We start from the raw sequence: 19,130 nt of genomic DNA, 5'->3' as shown, positions 1-19,130 counted from the left end.
TCCAGGCCACCAGCTCATTGGTCTTGCCGGCCATGGCCGAGACCACCACCGCCACCTTGCGCCCGGCCCTGACCTCCGCGGCGACGATGCGCGCGGCGCGGCGGATGCGCTCCAGGTCCCCCATGGAGGTGCCGCCGAACTTCATCACCAGGCGCGTCATCTTGGCGCGAATCCCCCGTTGCAAACCGTGGCCCGGGCGTTCATCCCTTGGGCCATGGCCGCTTCTAGTCACACCCGCCCGGCGCGAGAAGCCCCGCCGCCGCAAGAAATCCTCGCCGAGGGCGCCAGCGGCGCTTCCATCGACCCGGCCGACGTGGCGCGCTTTTCGGCCCAGGCGGCGGAATGGTGGGACGCGAAGGGCCCCTTCGCCCCCCTGCACAAGTTCAATCCGGCCCGGCTGGCCTTCGTGCGCGACCAGGCCGCCGCCCGCTTCGGCCGCGACGTTCTAGCCCGCAAGCCGTTTCACGGCCTGTCTCTGCTGGACGTGGGCTGCGGCGGCGGGCTGATCGCCGAGCCCATGAGCCGCCTGGGCTTTTCCGTCACCGCCATCGACGCCTCGGCCGAGAACATCGGCACCGCCCGCGCCCATGCGGAACCGCAGGGCCTGCCCATCACCTACCGCGCCGCCACGGTGGAGCAGCTGGAAGCCGCGGGCGCCGGTCCGTTCGATGTGGTCCTGACCATGGAGGTGATCGAGCACGTGCGCGATCCGGAGGCCTTCATCCGCACCTGTTCGCGGCTGGTGGCGCCGGGGGGCCTGATGATCGTGGCCACCCTCAACCGCACCCTGAAGTCGCTGGCCCTGGGCAAGGTGGCCGCCGAATACGTCCTGCGCTGGGTGCCCGCCGGGACCCACGACTGGCGCCAGTTCCTGAAACCTGACGAAATCCGCCTGATGCTGTCCCATGAAGCGGTGGCCGTGGAAGGGCCGTTCGGCATCGCGTATGATCCGCTGTCTGACCAATGGTCGCAGGGTGTGGACGCCGACGTGAACTACATGATGGTCGCCACCCGCGACTGAGGCCTGAACGAAAAATAGTTTCAACACCTTCTGGGGAGGAAGTCATGTTGGTGCTTGTTTCAGTGTTCGCCGCCGTTTCCCTCAACGCCGCCCAGCCCGCAGAGCGCATCACCGACTGGCGCGAGGCGGTGCGATGTCTGGCCGTGTTCGAGACCGTCGCCTCAAGGAGCTTCGCCGCCCATGTGCAGGACTCGGGCGCGGGCCATGACGACCGGGCGGTCCAGTACGACGACCTGGCCATGTCGCTGATCGGCAGCATGGGGGAACGCTTCACCTTCGCCCGCATGGAGCAGGCCGAAACCATCCGCGCCCGCGAGGCCCAGGCCCTGGCCCCGAGGTCCATGGAGGAGGTTCAGGCCCTCGCCGACGACTGCCGCGCCCGTCTGCCCGATCCGCCGGTCATGCCCTGAGTGGTCAGACCGTGCGGACCATGTAGACCGCGTCCGCGCCATAGCTGGACAGTTTGACCGTCATGGCCGGGCTGGTGCGCGGGATGAAGCCCTGTCGGGCCCAGAAAGGCGCGGCGTTGTTCACGGCGGTGAGGCTGATGGCGGAGAACCCCGCCGCCCGCGCTGTGTCGACCGCCAGCGCCGCGCCCCGGGCCGCATGGCCACCCCCCCGCGCCCGGGACGCCAGCGCCAGGTCGTGCAGATAGAAGACCTCGGGGGCTTCAGGCAGGCCGGGCAGCAGGGCGTTCAGGTCCGGGGCGGCGTCCAGCACCCACGGATAGCTGATCAGATAGCCCGCCACCCCGCCGGTCCCGTCGGCCAGAATCCGGCATCCGGCCGGATAAAGCCCGAGGCGATTGGCGAAACAGACGCGATCTTCGGGGTGGTCGGGAAAGGCTTCGGCGGCGACCGCGACCACGCCGTCGAGGTCGGCGTCGGTCATGGGCCGCCACATCAGGGCGCCGGTTGCGGCTTGGGACAATGCCGGGCCGCCTTTCAGGATCGGATCAGGGCTGACCCTGGGACTGGCCGGCGCGGGCGGTCTGGATGGCGTCGCGCGTGGCGCCCTCGGCGCTGCGATAGACGAAGCCGTAGGTGGGATAGACGGTCGAGCCCAGGCCGTTGATCGGGTTGTACCAGACCTTGACCCGGCTCCAGTCCCCGGCGGGCGACACGTCCACCACGGTGACGTTCTCCTCGACCCGACCGCGGCTGCCGCCCCAGTTGGCGTGGGTGACGCGGATGACCCGCTCGGTCAGGATGTCGCTGACCACCGCCACATGGCCCCGGTTCATGCGACCGTGGGGCTGGAACACCAGCACGGACCCGGCCTCGGGGGCCTCGCCGGTACGGAAATTGCTGACGGCCTGACGCCACCAGGTCCAGGCGTCGCCGAAGATCTGGATGCCCGACAGCAGCCGGGCGAAGGTCACACACTGCCAATAGGGTTCATCAGCTCGGACGGTCTGGGGCGTGGCCAGGGTGAAAAACCCGAGCGAGATCGCAACCATTGTGGCGGTGAACCGTTTCGTCATACTGGCGTGTTCCCGAGTTTCAACACAGCCATAAAGCATGTTCGCCAAGGGTTGAAGAACCCTTTAGAGGCGAATTTTTTGTTAATTTACAGCGAACGTCGGTGGACAAGCGTGCGGGTTCAGCCCGCAGGCTGACCCTGTTCGTCCGTATTCATGAGAAAATCCACCGAGGCGGCGCAGCCGTTCAGCACCTCCTCGCCGATCTCGACGCGGGCCGTCAGGGGATAGGTCCGGTCGCTCATGCCGTCCGAGCAGGGAGTCTGGATCAGGGTGACGCTGAGCGCCCGGCCCTGATCGGTCTGGCTGCTCCACATGGCGGTTGTTCCAGCCATCTCCGGTCCCACGTTGGGCGCCCGCTCCTCCGGCCGATCCACGCCGGAATAGACCAGGCCGTTCTCATCGATGTTGACCGCCCAGAACGGCTCGGTGCCCAGGGCCCGCAGCGGCGCGCTCAGATTCACCTCGCCCAGCACCGCCTCTGGCGCGGCCGGTTCGGGTGCAGCCTGATCCGGGGTTTCGCCCTGCGAGCAGGCGGCCAGGGCCAGGGTCACGACGGGGGCGAGAACGGCGAGGGCGCGCATGGGGGTGTCTCCGGTTGCCGCAGCAGAGTGCCCGCGCGGACGACAGTCGTGCAAGGGGGCGCGGGGTGAGCTAGCGTCGCCGAATGGCGAATCGCGAGCCCTTCAGCCTTTACGAGTTCTTCGCCGGGGGCGGGCTGGCCGGGCTGGGCCTGGCGGGATTCCGCACGACCTTCGCCAATGATCTCGACGCGGCCAAGGCGGCCAGCTGGCGGGCCAACCACGCCGATCCGGGTATTCTGAAGTTGGCCGACGTCTGGGACCTGACGCCCGACGACCTGCCGGCCCAGGCCAATCTGGCCTGGGCCTCGTCGCCCTGTCAGGACGTCAGCCTGGCCGGGGCGCGGGGCGGGCTGGATGCGCGGCGCTCGGGCGCCTTCTGGGGCTTCTGGCGGCTGATGACCGGGCTGGCCGAACAGCAGCGGGCGCCGGGCCTGATCGTCATCGAAAACGTCATGGGCCTGCTCACCTCCAACCACGGGCGCGATTTCGCAGCCGTGTGCCGGGCGCTGCACGACGGCGGCTATGCCTTCGGAGCGGTGGAGGCCGACGCGGCCCTGTGGCTGCCCCAGTCGCGGCCGCGCCTGTTCCTCATCGCCTCGCGCCGGCCGGTCGCGGGCGCCGCAGAAGCGACCGAGCCTTTCCATTCAACCCGCATCCGCGCCGCCCACGGCGCGCTGGCCGACGACCTGAAGGCGGGCTGGGTGTGGTGGCGACTGACCGCCCCGCCGCGCCGAAACACCGACCTGGCCGCCCTGCTGCAGCCGGACGACGCGGTCGACTGGCTGGAGGATGACAAAGCGACGGCCCTGCTGGGTCTGTTGTCACCGCTGCACCGGGCGCGGCTGGATGCGGTGATCGCCTCGGGCGAGCGGCGCGTCGGCGCGGCCTACCGCCGGGTACGGACCGAGAATGACGCAAAGGTCCAGCGGCTGGAGGTCCGCTTCGACGGCCTGGCCGGGTGCCTGCGCACGCCGGCGGGCGGCTCGTCGCGTCAGTTCGTCGTGGTTTGTCAGGGCGGACGGACGCGTGTGCGTCGCCTGACCGGGCGCGAGGCGGCGCGGCTGATGGGGCTGCCGGACAGCTACGTCCTGCCCGCCAGCGAAGTGGCGGCGTTGAAGCTGATGGGGGATGCGGTGGCTGTGCCGGTGGTCCGCGCCCTGGCCGATCAGGTGCTGCGGCCCCTGCTGGACGGCGCGGTCAGAACCGCGGCCTGATCCCCTCGGTGGACTCGACGCGGTCGTCGTGGCCGCTGCGGTTGGAGTGGAACGCCAGGATCATCAGACCGGCGCTCAGCAGGGCCGTGCCGACCGCGCCGATGCTGAGGGCGATCCAGCCGTGAAGGGTCATGGGCGATGCGCCGATGGCGTCCCACGCCCACCCCATGGCCGCCACCGACACAGCGGCCAGAACCGCCGCGCCGAGCAGCGTCAGGGAAACACGGGCGCGCGTGCCCGGCCCCTTGCGACGAGGGGAAGGGGCGGGGTCAGGGGCGGGACCGGGGGCCGACAGGAGTCAGATCCGATCGATCAGTTCTGGACCCACTGGCCCTGGGCGTTGCGGTACCACTCGCCCCGCGAGAGGCGGGCCCGCAGCAGGGCCTCGAACATGCGCGCGGCGGCCACGTCGGTGGACACGCCGGTTTCGGCGGCGCGGGCGGCGTAGGCCTGACGGCGCGCGTCATTGGTCACGCGCACGGCTTCCTGCAGAGCGGAGTCCGACGAGCCCGAGCGGAAGCCCAGGTAACCATCGGCCTGCTCGCCCACCACGCCCTCGACCTTGGCCTGGTCGATCAGGGATTTCTGGGCGTTGGTCTGGGCCAGGGAGGCGCCGGCCACGCCGAGGGCGGCGACAGCGGCGCCGATCACGAACAGCTTGCGAAAATTCATTTCCGATCTCCGATCAGAACAGGTTGGGATTCTCTTCCAGAAGCTGGCGCAGCTCCTGGTCGAGACGGATACGCACGTCGGCGTCCAGCTTGGCGTAGATCTGAATGGGATCCACCTGAAGCCGGATCGTCGGGGCGCAGGCGGCCACGCCGCCCACAAGGGCCATGGCGCAGACAGCGGCGATTTCGCGTTTCGAGATCATGGGCGGCAGGCTCCACGGTTTGCACGGATGATGTCCATTAGCGCCATCTAGCCTGAACCCGCGCTGAACGGCGAAGTTTCATTCCGCTTCATCGGAATTCTCTTCGGACTCGCCCCGCCGGGCCCGGTTCAGGGACATGAGGTCCGACACCAGCTCGTTCAGGTTCAGGGTGGTGTCCAGGGTCAGGTCGATCTCGGTGCCGGACGGCAGGGGCAGCTCCCGGTTCAGGAAGTCCCGGCTGATCAGCTCGGACAGGGTCAGGCGCAGTTCCTGCCGCTGGGGCGGGTCATGCCGCCCGCGGATGCGGAACAGCACCCCCAGCCGGCCCTCGTCCAGGCTGTTGACCTCGGCGGTGAGGATGTCGAAGGCCAGCTCCTCCATGGCCTGATAGGCCAGGTCCTGGACCACATTCGGCGGCACGTCCTCGCCGCCGCCGCCTGCCTCCAGCCCGCTCAGGGCCTCGCGGGCGACCTCCAGCCGGCCGGGCTGGACTGCATAGAGCGATCCGCCGATCACCCTGAATCCTCTGGCGGCGTCCCAGGTGAAAGGCACCCGCCCGGACACCACGGCGTCAAGCCCGACCTGCTCGCCGAACCCGGCGCCGCTGATCAACTCGCCGATCTGCACGTTCTCGAACACCAGCGTCCCGGCAAAGGGCTGGGTTCGGTCCAGCGGCACGTCGAATGGTTCGATGATCACACGCCCGCCCGCCACGTCCAGATCCGCCCCGGACACCTGGAACGACCCGGCGCCCAGTTCGAACAGCAGGTTCAGGTCCGTGACCGCAGCCAGGGCCTGGAGGCCCTCGGCGGTCAGGCGCTGACCCGGCGCCGTGACCAGCGGCGTCAGGCTGGTGAAGGCCACTTCGCCGTTGAGCCCCGTGACGGGACCGGCCGGGCTGACGAAGTCCAGATCCTGCACCGTCAGCACGCCGCTGCTGGTCGCGCCCTCGGGGGTCCAGTCGAAGCGGCCGACGAAGCCCGCGCCGCCCGTCACCGGCGGATCGATCAGGCCTTCGGTCAGGGGGGTCAAGTCGGCCGGCTGCAGCCCGTTCTCGGCGAACACCAGACCCGATGCGTCGAAGGCCACGCCGCCGGCTTCGGCGCGCCCGTCATGTTTCAGATCCACGCTGCCCAGCCTTTGCGGCCCGGACGACACGTCGAACCGGCCCTGCCAGACATCGGCCGCCAGCGAGGCGCTGCCCGTGGCGTTCAGCGGATAGAAGCGCTGGGGCCGGGTGGTGTCTGCAACCCTTGCGGCTTCCACATCAGCGTCCATCTCGAGCCCCGCAGAGGTCCCGCGCACGGTCAGGGGCCCGGCCATGTCGCTGAATTGCATGGCCAGGAAGGGGACCTCGGCGGCCGCGTCCTGCATCCGGCCCCGCGCCGTCCAGCCGCCGTCCGCCACGGTGACCAGCGGGCCGTCGCCGGCGCACAGGTCGCCGGACAGGCCGCGCGCGTCGTTCTCGCCGAAGGCCAGTTGCGCCGCCGTGATCGACACGCAGCCGTCCGGCCGGAACGTCAGCCGGCCGCCGCCGGACGTCAGCGTGCCCGCCGCCGCTACATCGATGTCGCGGGCGAAGCCGAAATTGAAGCCCGCGGCGCCGTCCAGCCTCGCGGCGAAACCGCCGGGCGTCAGACGCCAGTCGGGGACGGCGACCCGGACGGAGGTCTCCGGCGCCGTTCCGGTCAGGATCAGGGCCCCGCCGCCGGTCTGACCCGGCCGTGCAGCGTAGAGCGGGGTGTCGGGGTGGGCCCCCAGGGTGATCAGGCCGCCGTTCAGGGGGGTGATCCGCGCCGCCTGGCCCAGCACCAGCTCGGTTCCTGTGCTGCCGGTCCTCAGCCGGAACGAGGCCGCCTCCAGACCGAAGCCGCCCAGCGCTCGCTTCAGGGCGGCCAGCTCCGGCGGGTCGTCGGGGCCCGGCGCGCCCAGCAGCGGCCAGCGGCCCCGTTCGGCCCGCAGCCGCCCGGCCGCCTGCACCAGAACGATCCCCTGGCCGGTGACGTCGGCGTCCATGCGCCCGTCGATGCCGGTCAGATTCAGCTCGCCGAACTGCAGGCTGCGCGCCTGGACCGAGGCCGGCGCGGTGATCTCGAAGGCGCTGGCCTGACCGGCCCCGCTGCGACCGCCTGCGGAAACGTCGCCGGACCGGACATCGAGGCCCGCCAGGATCAGGTCGCCCGACTGCATCCGGCCCGCCAGCAGGGTCATGGGGCCGTCCAGCCGCCACCGCAGGGCGCCGTCGCGCCGGCTCACGTCCAGCGCCGTTTCGCTGAACGACACCCGCGCAGTCGTCGCGCTGCCCTGGCCCAGGGTCAGCGCGTCGGCGCCGACCATGCCTTGGCTTTCGCCCGTCAGCTGGAAGGTCTCAAGCCAGCCGTTCACCCGGCCGTTCAGGGCGATGCGCGCGCCGACCGCTGCACCGTTGAAGTCCCCCGACGCCAACCGCCCGGCCGCGAGGCTCGCGGTCAGGTTCAGGGCGCCCTCGCTGCGCCTCGCGTCCAGATCCGGGTAGGGCGCCTCGCCGGTCAGCTCCACGTGGACGGCCTCGCCGGACAGGCCCGGCGCGGTGATGCCTGCGAAGATCGCTGCGACGTCCAGCCGGGTCCGCTCCCCCGTGGTGGTGAGGTCCAGCCGGGCGCCGGACAGATCGATCCGCGTCTCGCCGCTGACCAGCGCCGCGCCGCCCGCTCGCGCGGTCAGGCGCATCAGCCGGCCGTCCTCGATCCGGGCGTCCGCCTGCACGTCCAGCGGCCCATAGTCCGTGCCAAGACGAAGCCGGCCCTGCTCCACCAGAACCAGCGGCCCGCGGGCCTCCGGGCCGGGAGGGCGGCCTCGAAATTCCTCGACCAGCGGATCCAGCGATCCCATGCTGAACACGCCGTCGCGCCAGCTGGCCCTCAGGACCGGCCGGATGAGGCGGATGCGGCTGGGGGTGACGCCCAGCCCTGTGTCGGACCAGGGCATGCCGAGGGCGTAATCCATCTCGACCCGCTCGACGGAGAAATCGGGGTCGGTCGGATCGCCGACGCGGATGCGCGCCGTCAGGGTGTTCAGCTCGAGCCGCTCGATCTCGACCTCGGCCTCGATGCCCCGCTGCTCCAGCCAGCCCACCAACACCTGCCGCGCCGCCTCGCGCCGGGCGGCGTAGAGGGTCAGGACCGCAGCCGCCAGCAAGCCGAGGATCACCAGCAGCACGATCAACAGACGCGCGGGGCCGCGACCGGGTCGGCGACGACGGCGGGCGCCGTCGGGAATGACGGGGGCGGCCGGCTGGCTGTCCTGGGTATCGCTCACGCGCGCTCCATCGTCCTGCATGGCCGCCCCTGAGATAGCCGGAACGCGCGCCCGCGCAAACCGCCCAGCTTGCAAACCGGCGTGTGCCCGCTCTTGCCCCGGGCCTGTGACGGCATTCGGGCGGATCCGCCCCGCTGTACCAGCGACCACAGAAATAACGCGGTTAAAACGCCCCCTGGATGGAGAAACCGTTGGCGGTTAACGATTTGTAACGGGATGCTTCCCATTAAGGGACAGGCGAGCTATAGGGTTCGCCTCGTGCGTTCCGGGTTGACCTATCCCGGTGAGACAGTTTTCAGTGAACAGGCGCCGCAGTAGGGCGCTGCCGAGTGACGGGGACCGATGGCTCAGTTCGATCCACGCCGACAGCCCAGGCGCTTCACGCCGCACCTCTTCACGGCGTCCGCCGCGGTCGCGGTGGCGCTGCTGGCCGGCAAGCTCTATCAACCGGTCACGGCGGCGGAAGTTCCGCCCCTGACGGCCGAGCAGATCGCCGCCCTCGAAATTCAGGCCTTCGCCTCCGCCGGGGCCCCGGCGGGCATGAGCCAGCCCGAAGCCGTCCAGGTCCAGATCCAGCGCGGTGAGACTCTCGAACAGGCCATGCTGCGCACCGGCATCGGCGCTGACGAGGCCCGCGCCATCGTCCGCACCCTCGGCAACGCCTATGACGTGGTGAACATTCGCGCCGGCCAGCGCTTCGAAACCGCCATCTCGCGTCCTCGCGCCGGTCGTGGCGACGCCCGCCTGATCGGCCTGACCGTGCGCACCGGCCCGGCGACCCAGCTGACCGTGTCGCGCAGCTTCGACGGCGCGCTTCGCCTGCGCGAGCTTGAAGAGCAGGTTTCCAACGAAACCACCGTCGCCACCGGCGAGATCCACGGCTCCCTGTCCGCCTCTGCGGGCCGTCTGGGGGCCAACTCGCGCATCGTGGCCCAGGCCGTGCGCCTGTTCTCTCACAAGATCGACTTTTCGCGCGACATCAAGGCGGGCGACAGCTTCACCCTCGTGTTTGACCGCACCGTGACCGAAAGCGGCCGCACCGTGGACACCGGCGAGCTGCTCTTCGCCGAGATCAAGGGCCAGGTGTTCTACCGCTTCCAGCCCCAGGGATCGAACGAGGCCAAATATTTCGACGCCGACGGCAAGAACATCCGCGGCTTCCTGCTGCGCACTCCGGTGGACGGCGCGCGTATCTCGTCCAACTACGGCGTCCGTCGCCACCCCATCTCCGGCTACCAGCGCATGCACCAGGGCATGGATTTCGCGGCCCCCACGGGCACCCCCGTTTTCGCCGCCTCCGACGGCGTGGTGGTCGAGGCCCGTCGCTGGGGCGGCTATGGCAACTGGGTCCGCATCCGCCACAGCAACGGCTGGGAGACCGGCTACGCGCACCTGTCGCGCTTCGGTCGCGGCCTGCGCCCCGGACAGCGGGTCAGCCAGGGCGACGTGATCGCCTACGTGGGATCCACCGGCGCCTCCACGGGCCCGCACCTGCACTATGAAGTCTGGCGCAACGGCGCCCGGGTCAATCCGACCGGCGCACAGATCCCGTCAGGGTCCGAACTGGCCGGCGCCGAACTGGCGGCCTTCCACGCGGAACGTCGTCGCATCGACGCCCTGATCGCCGCCCGCCGCAGCGGCGGCGCCGCGCCGACCCAGCAGGCCGCCGTCGAAGGCCTCCGCCCCGCCCAGGGCTGATCCGCTTCAGCGTTTCCGAAGACTGTCCCGGTCCGGCGCCACGCGCTGCGCGCTTGCGCGGGGCAAGGGCGAGGGTGAGCCGGTGATCAGGCTGGCCACATGGTCCGCCAGCAGCGGCGCCGCCGCAAAGCCGCGTGACCCCAGCCCGCCGAGGATGAACAGGCCATCCTCCAGACGCCCCGCGATCGGCAGACGGTCCCGGGTGGTCGCCCGGATCGCCGCATGGCGCCGTACCCGGGCGGCCGCAACGCGCTGCGCCAGTTCGGGCAGCATCGCCTTGAGGACTTCCAGATTGCGTTGATCGTCTGCATCGCGCAGGGCCTCGTCCGTGTCGTCCCGATCATGGGTGGCGCCGAACAGCACCCCCTGGTCGATGGGCGCCGCATAGCCGCCCCACGCTGCGCCCACGGTCAGACCCGCGACCACTTCCGCCCAGCTGGCCTGTCCCCGGACGGCCTGAAGGCCCGGCGCCCCCAGCGCTGCGGCACCCCAGCCCGCCGTCAGGATGACGGTCTCGGCCTCGGTCAGCGCCCGGCCTGCGTCGTCCAGCACCCGCCAGAGGCCGCGCTCGCGCTCCAGTTTCGCCGCCCGGCTCTCGAACCTGCACGCGCCAGCCAGCCAGGCCGCCAGGATCGCCGGGGGTCGAACCGTCATGGCGCCCTGCATCATCAGTCCGTCCGCCGCCACGGGTTCGCCCACCACTGCGGACGCGTTCTCGGCGTTCACTCGCGTCATGGTCCCCGGCGCCCAGATCGGCTGGTTCGCCACCTTGTCGAACCGTCCGGCGTCGCGCGGTCCGTGCTCCAGTCTCACCACCCCGCGCGAGACGATCGCGTCCTCTATCCGGCCATACAGATGGTCAGCCCGCTCCAGCGCCTGGGCGAAAAGACCGGCCAGATGCTCGTCGCCCGCGTCAAGGCGGGGGGTCGACAGGGCGGCGGGAAAGCCGGACGCCATCGCTCTCCCGTCCGCGATGATCACGGGATCCACGCCCTGGGCGCGCAGGGCGCGCGTCAGACTGGCGCCTGCGATCCCCGCACCGATGATCGCCACCCGTCCACCGCCGTGAGCGAGCGCCGCGCCGGGCAGGACTCCCTCCAGCCGCTCGCGCTTGCGCCCATGGCCGGGCCGCTTGTCCACCTGAAAGCCCCGCTCGGCCAGACCCCGGCGCACCGCCCCGGCCACGGTGAAGGTGCCGAGCCGCGCGCCCGGCGCCGAGCGCGCCGCAACGCCGTCCAGCACGGCGTCTGACCACATGTCCGGGTTCAGGGCGGGGGAGAAGCCGTCGAGAAACCAGGCGTCGGCGGCGCCGCTCCACTGTTCCAGAGCCCAGGCGGCGTCGCCCACGGCCAGATCCAGGGTCGCGCTCCACGCCGGCAGATCGACGCGGTGAAAGCCCGGCGTGGCGGCGGGCCAGCGCTCCAGCAGGGCCCGGGACGCCTCGGCGATCTCCGGCCAGGCGGACAGGGCGCGGGCCGCGTCGTCGCGCGCCACCGGAAAGCCCTCGACGGAAAAGACGTGCAGCCGCCCCGTTGCGCCGCTGTCGCGCCAGAGGTGCAGCAGGGCGGCGATGTTGAGACCGGTGCCGAAGCCCAGTTCCGCCACAGTGAAACGCGCCCGGCCATGCCAGGCGTCCGGCAGGCCGCAGCCGGCCAGGAACACCGCGCGGCTCTCGGCCAGGCCATCTTCAAGGGAGTAGTAGACGTCGCCGAACCGCCGCGACCGGGGCGCGCCGGGCTCGGACCAGTCCATCAAATCAGGGGGATCGTCGACCATGTCCGGCTAGAGCATCGGCAGGGCGCCGCGATCAAGACCGGGCATGGAAAAAGGGGCCGCCCGACGGGCGACCCCTTTCCAATCGCTTTGCTCTTGCGAGCGAAGGATTACTGAGCGGCCGGAGCGGGCTCAGCGGCAGCTTCGGTCGCTTCGCCAGCGGCGGCGGCGGCGTCACCAGCGGCGACGGCGGCGTCTTCAGCAGCGCCTTCGGCGGTGGCGGCGGCGTCGGCGGCGGTGTCGGCGGCGGCGTCGGCTTCCATGGCGGCTTCTTCAGCGGCGGGGGCTTCGGCGGCCGGCTGGCAGGCGGCGACGGACAGGGCGGCGACGCCGGCGGCGGCGACGAGCAGTTGACGGATGGTCATTTGGGATATCCTTCAGAAGGGTGGTGCGGGGTCATGATTCCCGCGCCCTCAGATAACGCGATCGTGAGGTGGCCCGTCAAGCGGATTCTCACAGGTTCGTGATTACCGTCAAGCTTCTGGCGGTCAGACGGCGGTTCCGGCCTCGGACAGGGCTTCTTCCAGCTCGGTGAAAGACGGCTGCGCGTTGGACGGCACGTCGCCGCGACCGATTTCGACCGAGATCTGCGCTGCGTTGCCGTGCAGGTGCGCCACCAGCACCGACTGGATGATCTTGTAGAAGGCGGCGTCGCCGTCGATGATTTCCTTGAGGCGTGTGGCCAGGGGCCCGACCAGGCCATAGGCCAGGAACACGCCCAGGAAGGTGCCCACCAGCGCCCCGCCGATCATGCCGCCCAGAACCTCGGGCGGCTCGGTGATGGAGGCCATGGTCTTGATCACGCCCAGCACGGCCGCGACGATGCCGAGCGCCGGCAGGGCGTCGGCGGTATTCTGCAGGGCGTGGGCGGGCGCGAGGGCCTCGTGGTGGTGCTTCTCCAGCTGCTTGTCCATGGCGTCCTCGACCTGGTGCGGGTCCTCGAGGTTCATGGTCATCATGCGCAGGGTGTCGCAGATGAAGTCGGTGGCGAAATGGTCCTTCAGGATCTTCGGATACTTCTGGAAGATCGTGGACTCGCCCGGCTTCTCGATGTGGCTTTCAAGGGCGATCACGCCCTTGGATTTCATGGTCTTGGTCAGCAGGAACAGCAGGCTCAGAAGGTCGCGATAGTCGCCCTTCTTCCACTTGGGCCCGGCGAACACCTTGCCCAGGCCACCCAGAACACCCTTCAGGGTGGTGGTGGAGTTGGCGATCACCAGGGCGGCCACGGCCGCTCCCCCGATCATCATCATCTCATAGGGCAGCGACTTGAGGATGACGTACATCTTGCCGCCGGCGATGGTGTATCCGCCGAACACCATGGCGAACAGCAGAATGATGCCGATGATCTGAAACATGGAAAGCCAGCCCTTTTCACGCCGTTCTGGCGCGGATTTCAGCGGCACCATGCCGGTTAATGCTTAAGGCCGGGTTTTCATAAAAGTGCGCTATCGCTCGCCGCGCGGCGGCTCGCTGCTTGAGCGCGGGCGCGAGAGCGCCTCGCGCCATTCACGGCGTTTCAGGATAAAGCACCCACGCGCCCTCAAGCCGCGAGCATGGGGCCCCTATCGCCCTCAAGCAGCGAGCGCCCGCGGGGCGAGCGTTAGGGCCCTTAAATATGTATGGCGTGGCCCAGGGCGCGCAGGCTGGCTTCGTGGAAGGCCTCGCCCAGGGTCGGGTGCACGTGGATGACGCCGGCCACGTCCTCCAGCACCGCGCCCATCTCCATCATCTGGGCGAAGCTGTTGGACAGCTCCGACACATGCTGGCCAACCGCCTGGATGCCGAGGATGCGGTGATCGGCCTTCGACGCGATCACCCGCACGAAGCCGCCGTCGTCGCCGGCCTCCAGCGCCAAAGCCCGGCCGATGGCGGAGAAGGGAAAAACCGACTGGATCACGTCGTCGCGGCCCTTCACGTCGTCCGGGCCCAGCCCGGCCGAGACGATCTCCGGCTCGGTGAAGCAGACCGCCGCGATGGTGACCGGATCAAAAACCCGATCATGCCCGGCGATGATCTCTGCCACCACCTCGCCCTGGGCAGAGCCCTTGTGGGCCAGCATGGGTTCGCCGGTCAGGTCGCCCACGGCCCAGACGTTCTTCATGGCGGTGGCGCAGCGCTCATCCGTCTTCACGAACGGCCCGTCCATGGCCAGGCCCATGGTCTCCAGACCCCAGCCCCTGGTGCGCGGGCGGCGGCCCACGGTCACCAGCACCTTGTCCGCCGCGATCTGGATCGGCTTGCCGTCCTTCGTCGTCACCGACAGCTTGCCCTTTTCGAAGCCCCCGGCGCGGGCGCCCAGATGCAGGGTCACGCCGTGGCGCTCCATCCACTTCATCACCGGGTCGGTCAGGGCCTTGTCGTAGAGCGGCAGGATGCGCTCGGCCATCTCCACCACCGTCACCTCGGCGCCGAGCTTGCGGTAGGCGATGCCCAGCTCCAGCCCGATATAGCCCCCGCCGACCACCACCAGCTTTTTCGGCACTTCTGACAGCGACAGCGCCCCGGTGGACGAGATCACGTCGCCGCCGAACGGCAGGAACGGCAGCTCCACCGGCTCGGACCCCGTGGCCAGGATCACATGCTCGGCGGTGATGCGGATCTCGCCGTCATCGGTGGCGACGGTGCAGGTCTTGGCGTCCGAGAACGTGGCCCAGCCGGATATGACCTTGACCTTGGCCTTCTTCAGCAGGGCCGCGACCCCGCCGTTCAGTTTTTTGACGATGCCGTCCTTCCACGCCACCGTCGCCTTCAGGTCGATGGCAGGCTTCGCCGCCGTGATCCCCAGTGTCCCGCCGTCGGCGGCTTTCGCGACCGTCTCGAACTTGCCCGCCGCATGGATGATCGCCTTGGACGGAATGCAGCCCACGTTCAGGCAGGTGCCTCCCAGGCCGTCGCCCCCGTCCACCAGCACGGTGTCCAGCCCCAGCTGCCCGCAGCGAATGCCGGCCACATAGCCGCCGGTCCCGGCGCCGATGATGAGGACTTTGGTTTTGATGTTCTGGGTCATGGGCCGCCTTCTAGCCGGGGCCGCGCGCGGGCGAAACCCGGCCAATTCCCTTGGGATGCCGCTTGGTGTATTTTGAGGGGATGGAAGGCCTTCTGAATCGCATCACGGTCGAAAACGGCACGCGCAGCGGTCGACCCTGCGTGCGCGGCACCCGCATCACGGTGGCCGACGTTCTGGGATGGCTGGCTGCGGGCATGAGCGAGGCTGAAATCCTGTCGGACTACAAGGCGCTGGCGGAAGACGACATCCGCGCCTGCCTGGCCTACGCCGCAGCCGAGGTGGACCACGCCTCCGTCACCGTCGCGGCTTGAGGTTCCTGCTCGACCAGAACCTGCCCATAGGTCTGTGTGCGCTGCTGACCCGTCTGGGACACGAAGCCCTGCACGTGGAGCCGCTGGGCCTCGGCGCCGCGACCGATGCGGCGGTCTGGGCTGAGGCGCGCCGTCGAGAGGCCGTTGTGGTGAGCAAGGACAGCGACTTTCTGGCCTTCGCCGGTTCGGACGGGGGCCTCGTTCGCCTGCGCGTCGGCAACTGCTCGAACCGGGTCCTGTTCGGGATCATCGACCGGGCCTGGCCGGACGTGGTCGAAAAACTGGAGCGCGGCGAACGGATCGTCGAGGTGCGCGCCTAGAGGCCGTCGCCACCGTCCACCAGAACGGTGTCCAGCCCCAGCTGCCCGCAGCGAATGCCTGCGACGTAGCCGCCGGTCCCGGCGCCGATGATGAGGACTTTGGTTTTGATGTTCTGGGTCATTTTTTTCCGCTCATCCCCGCGAACGCGGGGACCCAGTTCTGTCCAGCTTGACGCCGGGGTTTCAGTCTTCTTCAACGGGCGGCGCCCAGTCCTTCGCATCCAACAGATCGCCGAGGCGCAGCCGATCGGTCAGATCATCCCAGGCGGGATTGGCCTTCTCGATCAAGTCCAGCTTCCAGACCCGATTCCATTTCTTGATCCGGCGCTCGCGCCTGAACGCGGCTTCGCGGCTGTCAAACGCCTCGTACCAGACCAGCCGATCCACGCCGTATTTCGCGGTGAAGCCACCGAAGGTCTTGTTCTTGTGCTGGTTCACACGCGTGACCAGGTCGTCGGTCGAGCCGACATAGATCGTCCCGTTTCGCCCACTCGCCACGATGTAGGTGAAGAAGGCCATTCTAGCGCCGCTCATCCCCGCGAACGCGGGAACCCGGTCCTGCCCAGCCTGGCGCTGGAGCTTGAGGAGATCGGTCCAGCAAGACTCTCACGGTTTCATCACCCAAAGCACTGGGTCCCCGCGTTCGCGGGGATGAGCGGAAAGAAAGGAAGTCTACCCCATCCACAGCGTCGCCGGGTGCTCCAGCAGGCCCTTGATGCGCTGGACGAACACGGCCGCGTCGTGGCCGTCGACGATGCGGTGGTCGAAGCTGGAGGATAAATTCATCATCTTGCGCACCACCATCTGGCCGTCGATCACCACCACGCGCTCGGCGATCTTGTTGGGGCCGACGATGGCCACCTCGGGGTGGTTGATGATGGGGGTGTGCACCACCCCGCCCAGGGTCCCCAGCGAGGTGATGGTGATGGTGGAGCCGCTCAGCTCATCCCGTTTGGCCGAGCCGTCCTTGGCCGCGCCCGCCACCCGGGCGATCTCGGTCGCGGTATCCCACGGATCACGCGCCTCGGCGTTGCGGACCACCGGCACCATCAGGCCGTTGGGCGTCTGGGCCGCGATGCCCAGATGGACGGCGGCGTGGCTGGTCAGGATTCCGCCCTCGTCGTCATAGTGGCTGTTGATGGTCGGCTGGTCGCGCAGGGCCACCACGATGGCGCGGGCGATGAAGGGCAGGACGTTCAGCTTGGGCTGATCCTTCCCCTTCGTCGCATTCATGTGCGCCCGCAGCGCCTCCAGCGCCGTGACGTCGATCTCCTCGACGTAGGTGATGTGCGGAATGCGCCGCACGCTGTCGGCCATCTTCTCCGCGATCTTTCGGCGCAGGCCGATGATGCGGGTCTCGGTGGTCCCCTCCGCCGCCGCATAGAGCGAGCCGCCCGAAGACCTCGCCGCCGGGGCCGATCCGCCCGACAGGAAGGCGTCCAGATCGCCATGCTCGATCCGGCCGCCGGCGCCGGAGCCGGGCACGAATTGCAGCTCCACGCCCATGTCGCGGGCGCGCTGACGCACCGCCGGCGAGGCCAGCGGGCGCACGCCCGGGGTCTGGGCCTGACGGGAGACGGCGTCGCGCGCGGGGGCGGGCTGGGGCGCACGCGGTTTGGAGGCGGCCTTCTCCGGCGCGGGCGCCGATTTCGCCGCGCTCGGGGCGGGGGCAGCGACCGGGGCGGCGGGCTCGGACGATCCGCCCTCCCCCGCGAAACTCACCAGCGGCCCGCCGACGGCCAGGGCCTGACCCGGCTCGCCGTGCAGGATCGCGACGGTCCCGGCGACGGGGCTGGTGATCTCGACCGTGGCCTTGTCGGTCATGACCTCGGCCAGGATCTGGTCTTCCTCGACCGCGTCCCCGACCTTCACATGCCAGCCGACCAGCTCGGCCTCGGCGGTGCCTTCGCCCACGTCGGGCAGCTTGAACACGCGGCCGACATTGGCGGGCGGCGCTTCATCCTTCGCAGGCGGCGGAGCGGCGGGTTCCGGCGCCGGGGCTTCCGCCGGCTTCGCGGCGGGCGCAGCGGTGGCGGCCCCGGCGTTGCCCGCGCCCTCCACCTCGAACTCCACCAGCGGCGCCCCCACGGCCAGTTGCTGGCCCGGTTCGCCGTGGGCGGCGGTGACCTTGCCCGCCACCGGGCTGGTCAGCTCCACCGTGGCCTTGTCGGTCATGACGTCGGCGATGACCTGGTCTTCCTCGACCACGTCGCCCACCTTCACGTGCCAGGCCACCAGCTCGGCCTCGGCGGTGCCTTCGCCCACGTCGGGCAGCTTGAAGACATAGCGTCCCATATCAGCGTCCCCCGCTCATGACGGCTTTCAGGGCGTCGGCCACGCGTTGCGGGCCGGGGAAATACTCCCACTCGAAGGCGTGGGGATAGGGCGTGTCCCACCCGGTCACGCGCGCGATGGGGGCCTCCAGATGATAGAAGCACCGCTCCTGCACCAGCGCGCTCAATTCGCCGCCATACCCGCTCGTGCGCGGCGCCTCGTGCACGATGACGCAGCGGCCGGTCTTCTTCACGCTGGCCTCGATGGCCTCGATGTCCAGCGGCACCAGGGTGCGCAGGTCGATCACCTCGGCGTCCACCCCCGCATGCTCGGCGCCCGCCAGCGCCACCCAGACCATGGTGCCATAGGCCAGGATGGTGACGTCCGCGCCTTCGCGCATCACCCGCGCCTTGCCGATAGGCTCCACATATTTGCCCGTGGGGACCTGGGCCAGGTCCTGCGCCTTCCACGGCGACACCGGCTTCTCGTGCCAGCCGTCGAAGGGCCCGTTGTACAGCCGCTTGGGCTCCAGGAAGATTACCGGATCATCGTCCTCGATGGCGGCGATCAGCAGGCCCTTGGCGTCATGGGGATTCGATGGAATCACCACCTTCAGCCCGGCGATGTGGGTGAACAGGCTTTCCGGGCTCTGGCTGTGGGTCTGGCCGCCGAAGATGCCGCCCCCATAGGGCGAACGCACCACGATGGGGGCGGTGAACATGCCCGCCGAGCGGTAGCGCAGCTTGGCCGCTTCCGACACGATCTGGTCGTAGGCCGGATAGATGTAGTCGGCGAACTGGATCTCGACGACCGGGCGCAGGCCGTAGGCGCCCATGCCGATGGCCGCGGCCACGATGCCGCATTCGCTGATGGGGGCGTCGAAACTGCGGGTCATGCCGTGTTTGGACTGTAGCTTGTCGGTGACCCGGAAGACGCCGCCGAAATAGCCGGTGTCCTCGCCGAAGCTGAGCACATTGCCGTCCTCGGCCATCTTCACGTCCAGGGCCGAGTTCAGCGCCTGGATCATGTTCATGGGGACCACGTCGCCTTTCGGGGCGACGGACTTCGGGGCCGCGTCCTGATCGACCATGTCCGGCTCGATGCCGTCGGTGCGGTCAGAGTCGGTGAAGGTGGTGTTGCTCATTAAAATTCACCGCTCATCCCGGCGAAAGCCGGGACCCAGTTCTGTCCAGCTTGACGCCGGTGTTTCAGGACTGCCGAAAGATGATCGATCTGGCCCGCTGCAACACCCAAAGCACGGAATGACGGGGACA

General features: G+C 69.5%; 21 protein-coding genes and 1 pseudogene. 6 read left to right on the top strand and 16 right to left on the bottom strand.

Annotation, left to right across the window (positions count from 1 at the left end; genetic code table 11):
- Nucleotides 1–160, bottom strand: a pseudogene (locus tag ACK4SE_RS06785) (aspartate kinase); the annotation flags it as partial.
- A gap of 54 nt (nucleotides 161–214) precedes the next feature.
- Between ACK4SE_RS06785 and ubiG the strand changes: the two are divergent.
- Both ubiG and ACK4SE_RS06775 read left to right on the top strand, forming a co-directional pair.
- Nucleotides 215–1,021 carry a bifunctional 2-polyprenyl-6-hydroxyphenol methylase/3-demethylubiquinol 3-O-methyltransferase UbiG gene (ubiG, locus tag ACK4SE_RS06780; protein ID WP_409690288.1) on the top strand — a complete coding sequence of 269 codons (807 nt, stop codon included), beginning with the start codon at nucleotides 215–217 and terminating at the stop codon, nucleotides 1,019–1,021.
- A gap of 44 nt (nucleotides 1,022–1,065) precedes the next feature.
- The gene (locus ACK4SE_RS06775) at nucleotides 1,066–1,431 is read left to right on the top strand and encodes a hypothetical protein (protein ID WP_409690286.1); all 366 of its coding nucleotides are present in this window, start codon (nucleotides 1,066–1,068) and stop codon (nucleotides 1,429–1,431) included.
- 4 nt (nucleotides 1,432–1,435) lie between these two features.
- Here ACK4SE_RS06775 and ACK4SE_RS06770 read toward each other — a convergent pair whose 3' ends face one another.
- From ACK4SE_RS06770 to ACK4SE_RS06760, 3 genes are all read right to left on the bottom strand, one after another.
- On the bottom strand, nucleotides 1,436–1,951 hold the full coding sequence (locus ACK4SE_RS06770; protein ID WP_409690283.1) for a GNAT family N-acetyltransferase: 516 nt from the start codon (nucleotides 1,949–1,951) through the stop codon (nucleotides 1,436–1,438).
- Between the two features lie 25 nt (nucleotides 1,952–1,976).
- Nucleotides 1,977–2,504 carry a CHAP domain-containing protein gene (locus tag ACK4SE_RS06765; RefSeq protein ID WP_409690280.1) on the bottom strand — a complete coding sequence of 176 codons (528 nt, stop codon included), beginning with the start codon at nucleotides 2,502–2,504 and terminating at the stop codon, nucleotides 1,977–1,979.
- A gap of 119 nt (nucleotides 2,505–2,623) precedes the next feature.
- Nucleotides 2,624–3,085: a COG3650 family protein gene (locus ACK4SE_RS06760; protein ID WP_409690277.1), complete on the bottom strand. Its 462-nt coding sequence runs from the start codon at nucleotides 3,083–3,085 to the stop codon at nucleotides 2,624–2,626.
- A gap of 83 nt (nucleotides 3,086–3,168) precedes the next feature.
- Here ACK4SE_RS06760 and ACK4SE_RS06755 point away from each other — a divergent pair, with 83 nt between their 5' ends.
- Complete coding sequence (locus tag ACK4SE_RS06755; RefSeq protein ID WP_409690275.1) at nucleotides 3,169–4,299, top strand: DNA cytosine methyltransferase; 1,131 nt, start codon at nucleotides 3,169–3,171, stop codon at nucleotides 4,297–4,299.
- Here ACK4SE_RS06755 and ACK4SE_RS06750 read toward each other — a convergent pair.
- From ACK4SE_RS06750 to ACK4SE_RS06735, 4 genes are all read right to left on the bottom strand, one after another.
- Complete coding sequence (locus ACK4SE_RS06750; RefSeq protein ID WP_409690272.1) at nucleotides 4,283–4,468, bottom strand: hypothetical protein; 186 nt, start codon at nucleotides 4,466–4,468, stop codon at nucleotides 4,283–4,285. The two genes, ACK4SE_RS06755 and ACK4SE_RS06750, sit on opposite strands and share 17 nt — an antisense overlap.
- Nucleotides 4,469–4,611: 143 nt before the next feature.
- Nucleotides 4,612–4,971 (bottom strand): DUF1318 domain-containing protein, encoded by a 360-nt coding sequence (locus tag ACK4SE_RS06745; protein ID WP_409690269.1) that lies wholly within the window; start codon nucleotides 4,969–4,971, stop codon nucleotides 4,612–4,614.
- Nucleotides 4,972–4,984: 13 nt separating this feature from the next.
- The gene (locus ACK4SE_RS06740) at nucleotides 4,985–5,173 is read right to left on the bottom strand and encodes a YnbE family lipoprotein (protein ID WP_409690266.1); all 189 of its coding nucleotides are present in this window, start codon (nucleotides 5,171–5,173) and stop codon (nucleotides 4,985–4,987) included.
- 78 nt (nucleotides 5,174–5,251) lie between these two features.
- Nucleotides 5,252–8,470 (bottom strand): YdbH domain-containing protein, encoded by a 3,219-nt coding sequence (locus ACK4SE_RS06735; RefSeq protein WP_409690263.1) that lies wholly within the window; start codon nucleotides 8,468–8,470, stop codon nucleotides 5,252–5,254.
- 342 nt (nucleotides 8,471–8,812) lie between these two features.
- On the opposite strand from ACK4SE_RS06735, the gene ACK4SE_RS06730 reads away from it, so the two are divergent.
- Entirely contained in the window at nucleotides 8,813–10,168 is a 1,356-nt protein-coding gene (locus tag ACK4SE_RS06730) for a peptidoglycan DD-metalloendopeptidase family protein (RefSeq protein ID WP_409690261.1), read from the top strand.
- Nucleotides 10,169–10,174: 6 nt separating this feature from the next.
- Here the strand turns inward: ACK4SE_RS06730 and mnmD are convergent, their stop codons facing one another.
- From mnmD to lpdA, 4 genes are all read right to left on the bottom strand, one after another.
- On the bottom strand, nucleotides 10,175–11,944 hold the full coding sequence (mnmD, locus tag ACK4SE_RS06725; RefSeq protein ID WP_409690259.1) for a tRNA (5-methylaminomethyl-2-thiouridine)(34)-methyltransferase MnmD: 1,770 nt from the start codon (nucleotides 11,942–11,944) through the stop codon (nucleotides 10,175–10,177).
- 107 nt (nucleotides 11,945–12,051) lie between these two features.
- Nucleotides 12,052–12,306: a hypothetical protein gene (locus tag ACK4SE_RS06720; RefSeq protein ID WP_409690257.1), complete on the bottom strand. Its 255-nt coding sequence runs from the start codon at nucleotides 12,304–12,306 to the stop codon at nucleotides 12,052–12,054.
- Between the two features lie 123 nt (nucleotides 12,307–12,429).
- Nucleotides 12,430–13,299: a flagellar motor stator protein MotA gene (motA, locus tag ACK4SE_RS06715; protein WP_409690256.1), complete on the bottom strand. Its 870-nt coding sequence runs from the start codon at nucleotides 13,297–13,299 to the stop codon at nucleotides 12,430–12,432.
- Nucleotides 13,300–13,553: 254 nt separating this feature from the next.
- Nucleotides 13,554–14,951, bottom strand: coding sequence for a dihydrolipoyl dehydrogenase (lpdA, locus tag ACK4SE_RS06710; RefSeq protein WP_409690254.1), 1,398 nt, complete (start codon nucleotides 14,949–14,951; stop codon nucleotides 13,554–13,556).
- Between the two features lie 80 nt (nucleotides 14,952–15,031).
- On the opposite strand from lpdA, the gene ACK4SE_RS06705 reads away from it, so the two are divergent.
- Nucleotides 15,032–15,262, top strand: coding sequence for a DUF433 domain-containing protein (locus tag ACK4SE_RS06705; protein WP_409690252.1), 231 nt, complete (start codon nucleotides 15,032–15,034; stop codon nucleotides 15,260–15,262).
- Entirely contained in the window at nucleotides 15,259–15,582 is a 324-nt protein-coding gene (locus ACK4SE_RS06700) for a DUF5615 family PIN-like protein (protein ID WP_409690249.1), read from the top strand. The genes ACK4SE_RS06705 and ACK4SE_RS06700 overlap by 4 nt, the downstream gene beginning before the upstream one ends.
- Here ACK4SE_RS06700 and ACK4SE_RS06695 read toward each other — a convergent pair.
- From ACK4SE_RS06695 to ACK4SE_RS06680, 4 genes are all read right to left on the bottom strand, one after another.
- Nucleotides 15,579–15,704 (bottom strand): FAD-binding protein, encoded by a 126-nt coding sequence (locus tag ACK4SE_RS06695; RefSeq protein WP_409690248.1) that lies wholly within the window; start codon nucleotides 15,702–15,704, stop codon nucleotides 15,579–15,581. The two genes, ACK4SE_RS06700 and ACK4SE_RS06695, sit on opposite strands and share 4 nt — an antisense overlap.
- Nucleotides 15,705–15,765: 61 nt before the next feature.
- Nucleotides 15,766–16,101 (bottom strand): GIY-YIG nuclease family protein, encoded by a 336-nt coding sequence (locus tag ACK4SE_RS06690; protein WP_409690246.1) that lies wholly within the window; start codon nucleotides 16,099–16,101, stop codon nucleotides 15,766–15,768.
- Between the two features lie 153 nt (nucleotides 16,102–16,254).
- Nucleotides 16,255–17,877, bottom strand: a complete 1,623-nt coding sequence (locus ACK4SE_RS06685; protein WP_409690244.1) for a 2-oxo acid dehydrogenase subunit E2 — start codon at nucleotides 17,875–17,877, stop codon at nucleotides 16,255–16,257.
- Between the two features lies 1 nt (nucleotide 17,878).
- Nucleotides 17,879–18,946: an alpha-ketoacid dehydrogenase subunit beta gene (locus tag ACK4SE_RS06680; protein ID WP_409690314.1), complete on the bottom strand. Its 1,068-nt coding sequence runs from the start codon at nucleotides 18,944–18,946 to the stop codon at nucleotides 17,879–17,881.
- Nucleotides 18,947–19,130 lie beyond the last annotated feature (184 nt).

The sequence above is a fragment of the Brevundimonas sp. genome, assembly GCF_046293315.1.
Classification (GTDB): Bacteria; Pseudomonadota; Alphaproteobacteria; order Caulobacterales; family Caulobacteraceae; genus Brevundimonas.
This window is presented reverse-complemented; position numbering and strand designations above follow the sequence as displayed.

Bases quoted from the DNA above. Each gene is read 5' to 3' on its own strand.
- ACK4SE_RS06685 (WP_409690244.1), bottom strand. From the start codon at position 17,877: ATGGGACGCTATGTCTTCAAGCTGCCCGACGTGGGCGAAGGCACCGCC.
- ACK4SE_RS06765 (WP_409690280.1), bottom strand. From the start codon at position 2,504: ATGACGAAACGGTTCACCGCCACAATGGTTGCGATCTCGCTCGGGTTT.
- ACK4SE_RS06745 (WP_409690269.1), bottom strand. From the start codon at position 4,971: ATGAATTTTCGCAAGCTGTTCGTGATCGGCGCCGCTGTCGCCGCCCTC.
- ACK4SE_RS06705 (WP_409690252.1), top strand. From the start codon at position 15,032: ATGGAAGGCCTTCTGAATCGCATCACGGTCGAAAACGGCACGCGCAGC.
- ACK4SE_RS06775 (WP_409690286.1), top strand. From the start codon at position 1,066: ATGTTGGTGCTTGTTTCAGTGTTCGCCGCCGTTTCCCTCAACGCCGCC.
- motA (WP_409690256.1), bottom strand. From the start codon at position 13,299: ATGTTTCAGATCATCGGCATCATTCTGCTGTTCGCCATGGTGTTCGGC.
- mnmD (WP_409690259.1), bottom strand. From the start codon at position 11,944: ATGGTCGACGATCCCCCTGATTTGATGGACTGGTCCGAGCCCGGCGCG.
- ACK4SE_RS06760 (WP_409690277.1), bottom strand. From the start codon at position 3,085: ATGCGCGCCCTCGCCGTTCTCGCCCCCGTCGTGACCCTGGCCCTGGCC.
- ACK4SE_RS06730 (WP_409690261.1), top strand. From the start codon at position 8,813: ATGGCTCAGTTCGATCCACGCCGACAGCCCAGGCGCTTCACGCCGCAC.
- ACK4SE_RS06750 (WP_409690272.1), bottom strand. From the start codon at position 4,468: ATGGGGTGGGCGTGGGACGCCATCGGCGCATCGCCCATGACCCTTCAC.
- ubiG (WP_409690288.1), top strand. From the start codon at position 215: ATGGCCGCTTCTAGTCACACCCGCCCGGCGCGAGAAGCCCCGCCGCCG.
- ACK4SE_RS06740 (WP_409690266.1), bottom strand. From the start codon at position 5,173: ATGATCTCGAAACGCGAAATCGCCGCTGTCTGCGCCATGGCCCTTGTG.
- lpdA (WP_409690254.1), bottom strand. From the start codon at position 14,951: ATGACCCAGAACATCAAAACCAAAGTCCTCATCATCGGCGCCGGGACC.
- ACK4SE_RS06680 (WP_409690314.1), bottom strand. From the start codon at position 18,946: ATGGTCGATCAGGACGCGGCCCCGAAGTCCGTCGCCCCGAAAGGCGAC.
- ACK4SE_RS06755 (WP_409690275.1), top strand. From the start codon at position 3,169: ATGGCGAATCGCGAGCCCTTCAGCCTTTACGAGTTCTTCGCCGGGGGC.
- ACK4SE_RS06720 (WP_409690257.1), bottom strand. From the start codon at position 12,306: ATGACCATCCGTCAACTGCTCGTCGCCGCCGCCGGCGTCGCCGCCCTG.
- ACK4SE_RS06690 (WP_409690246.1), bottom strand. From the start codon at position 16,101: ATGGCCTTCTTCACCTACATCGTGGCGAGTGGGCGAAACGGGACGATC.
- ACK4SE_RS06695 (WP_409690248.1), bottom strand. From the start codon at position 15,704: ATGACCCAGAACATCAAAACCAAAGTCCTCATCATCGGCGCCGGGACC.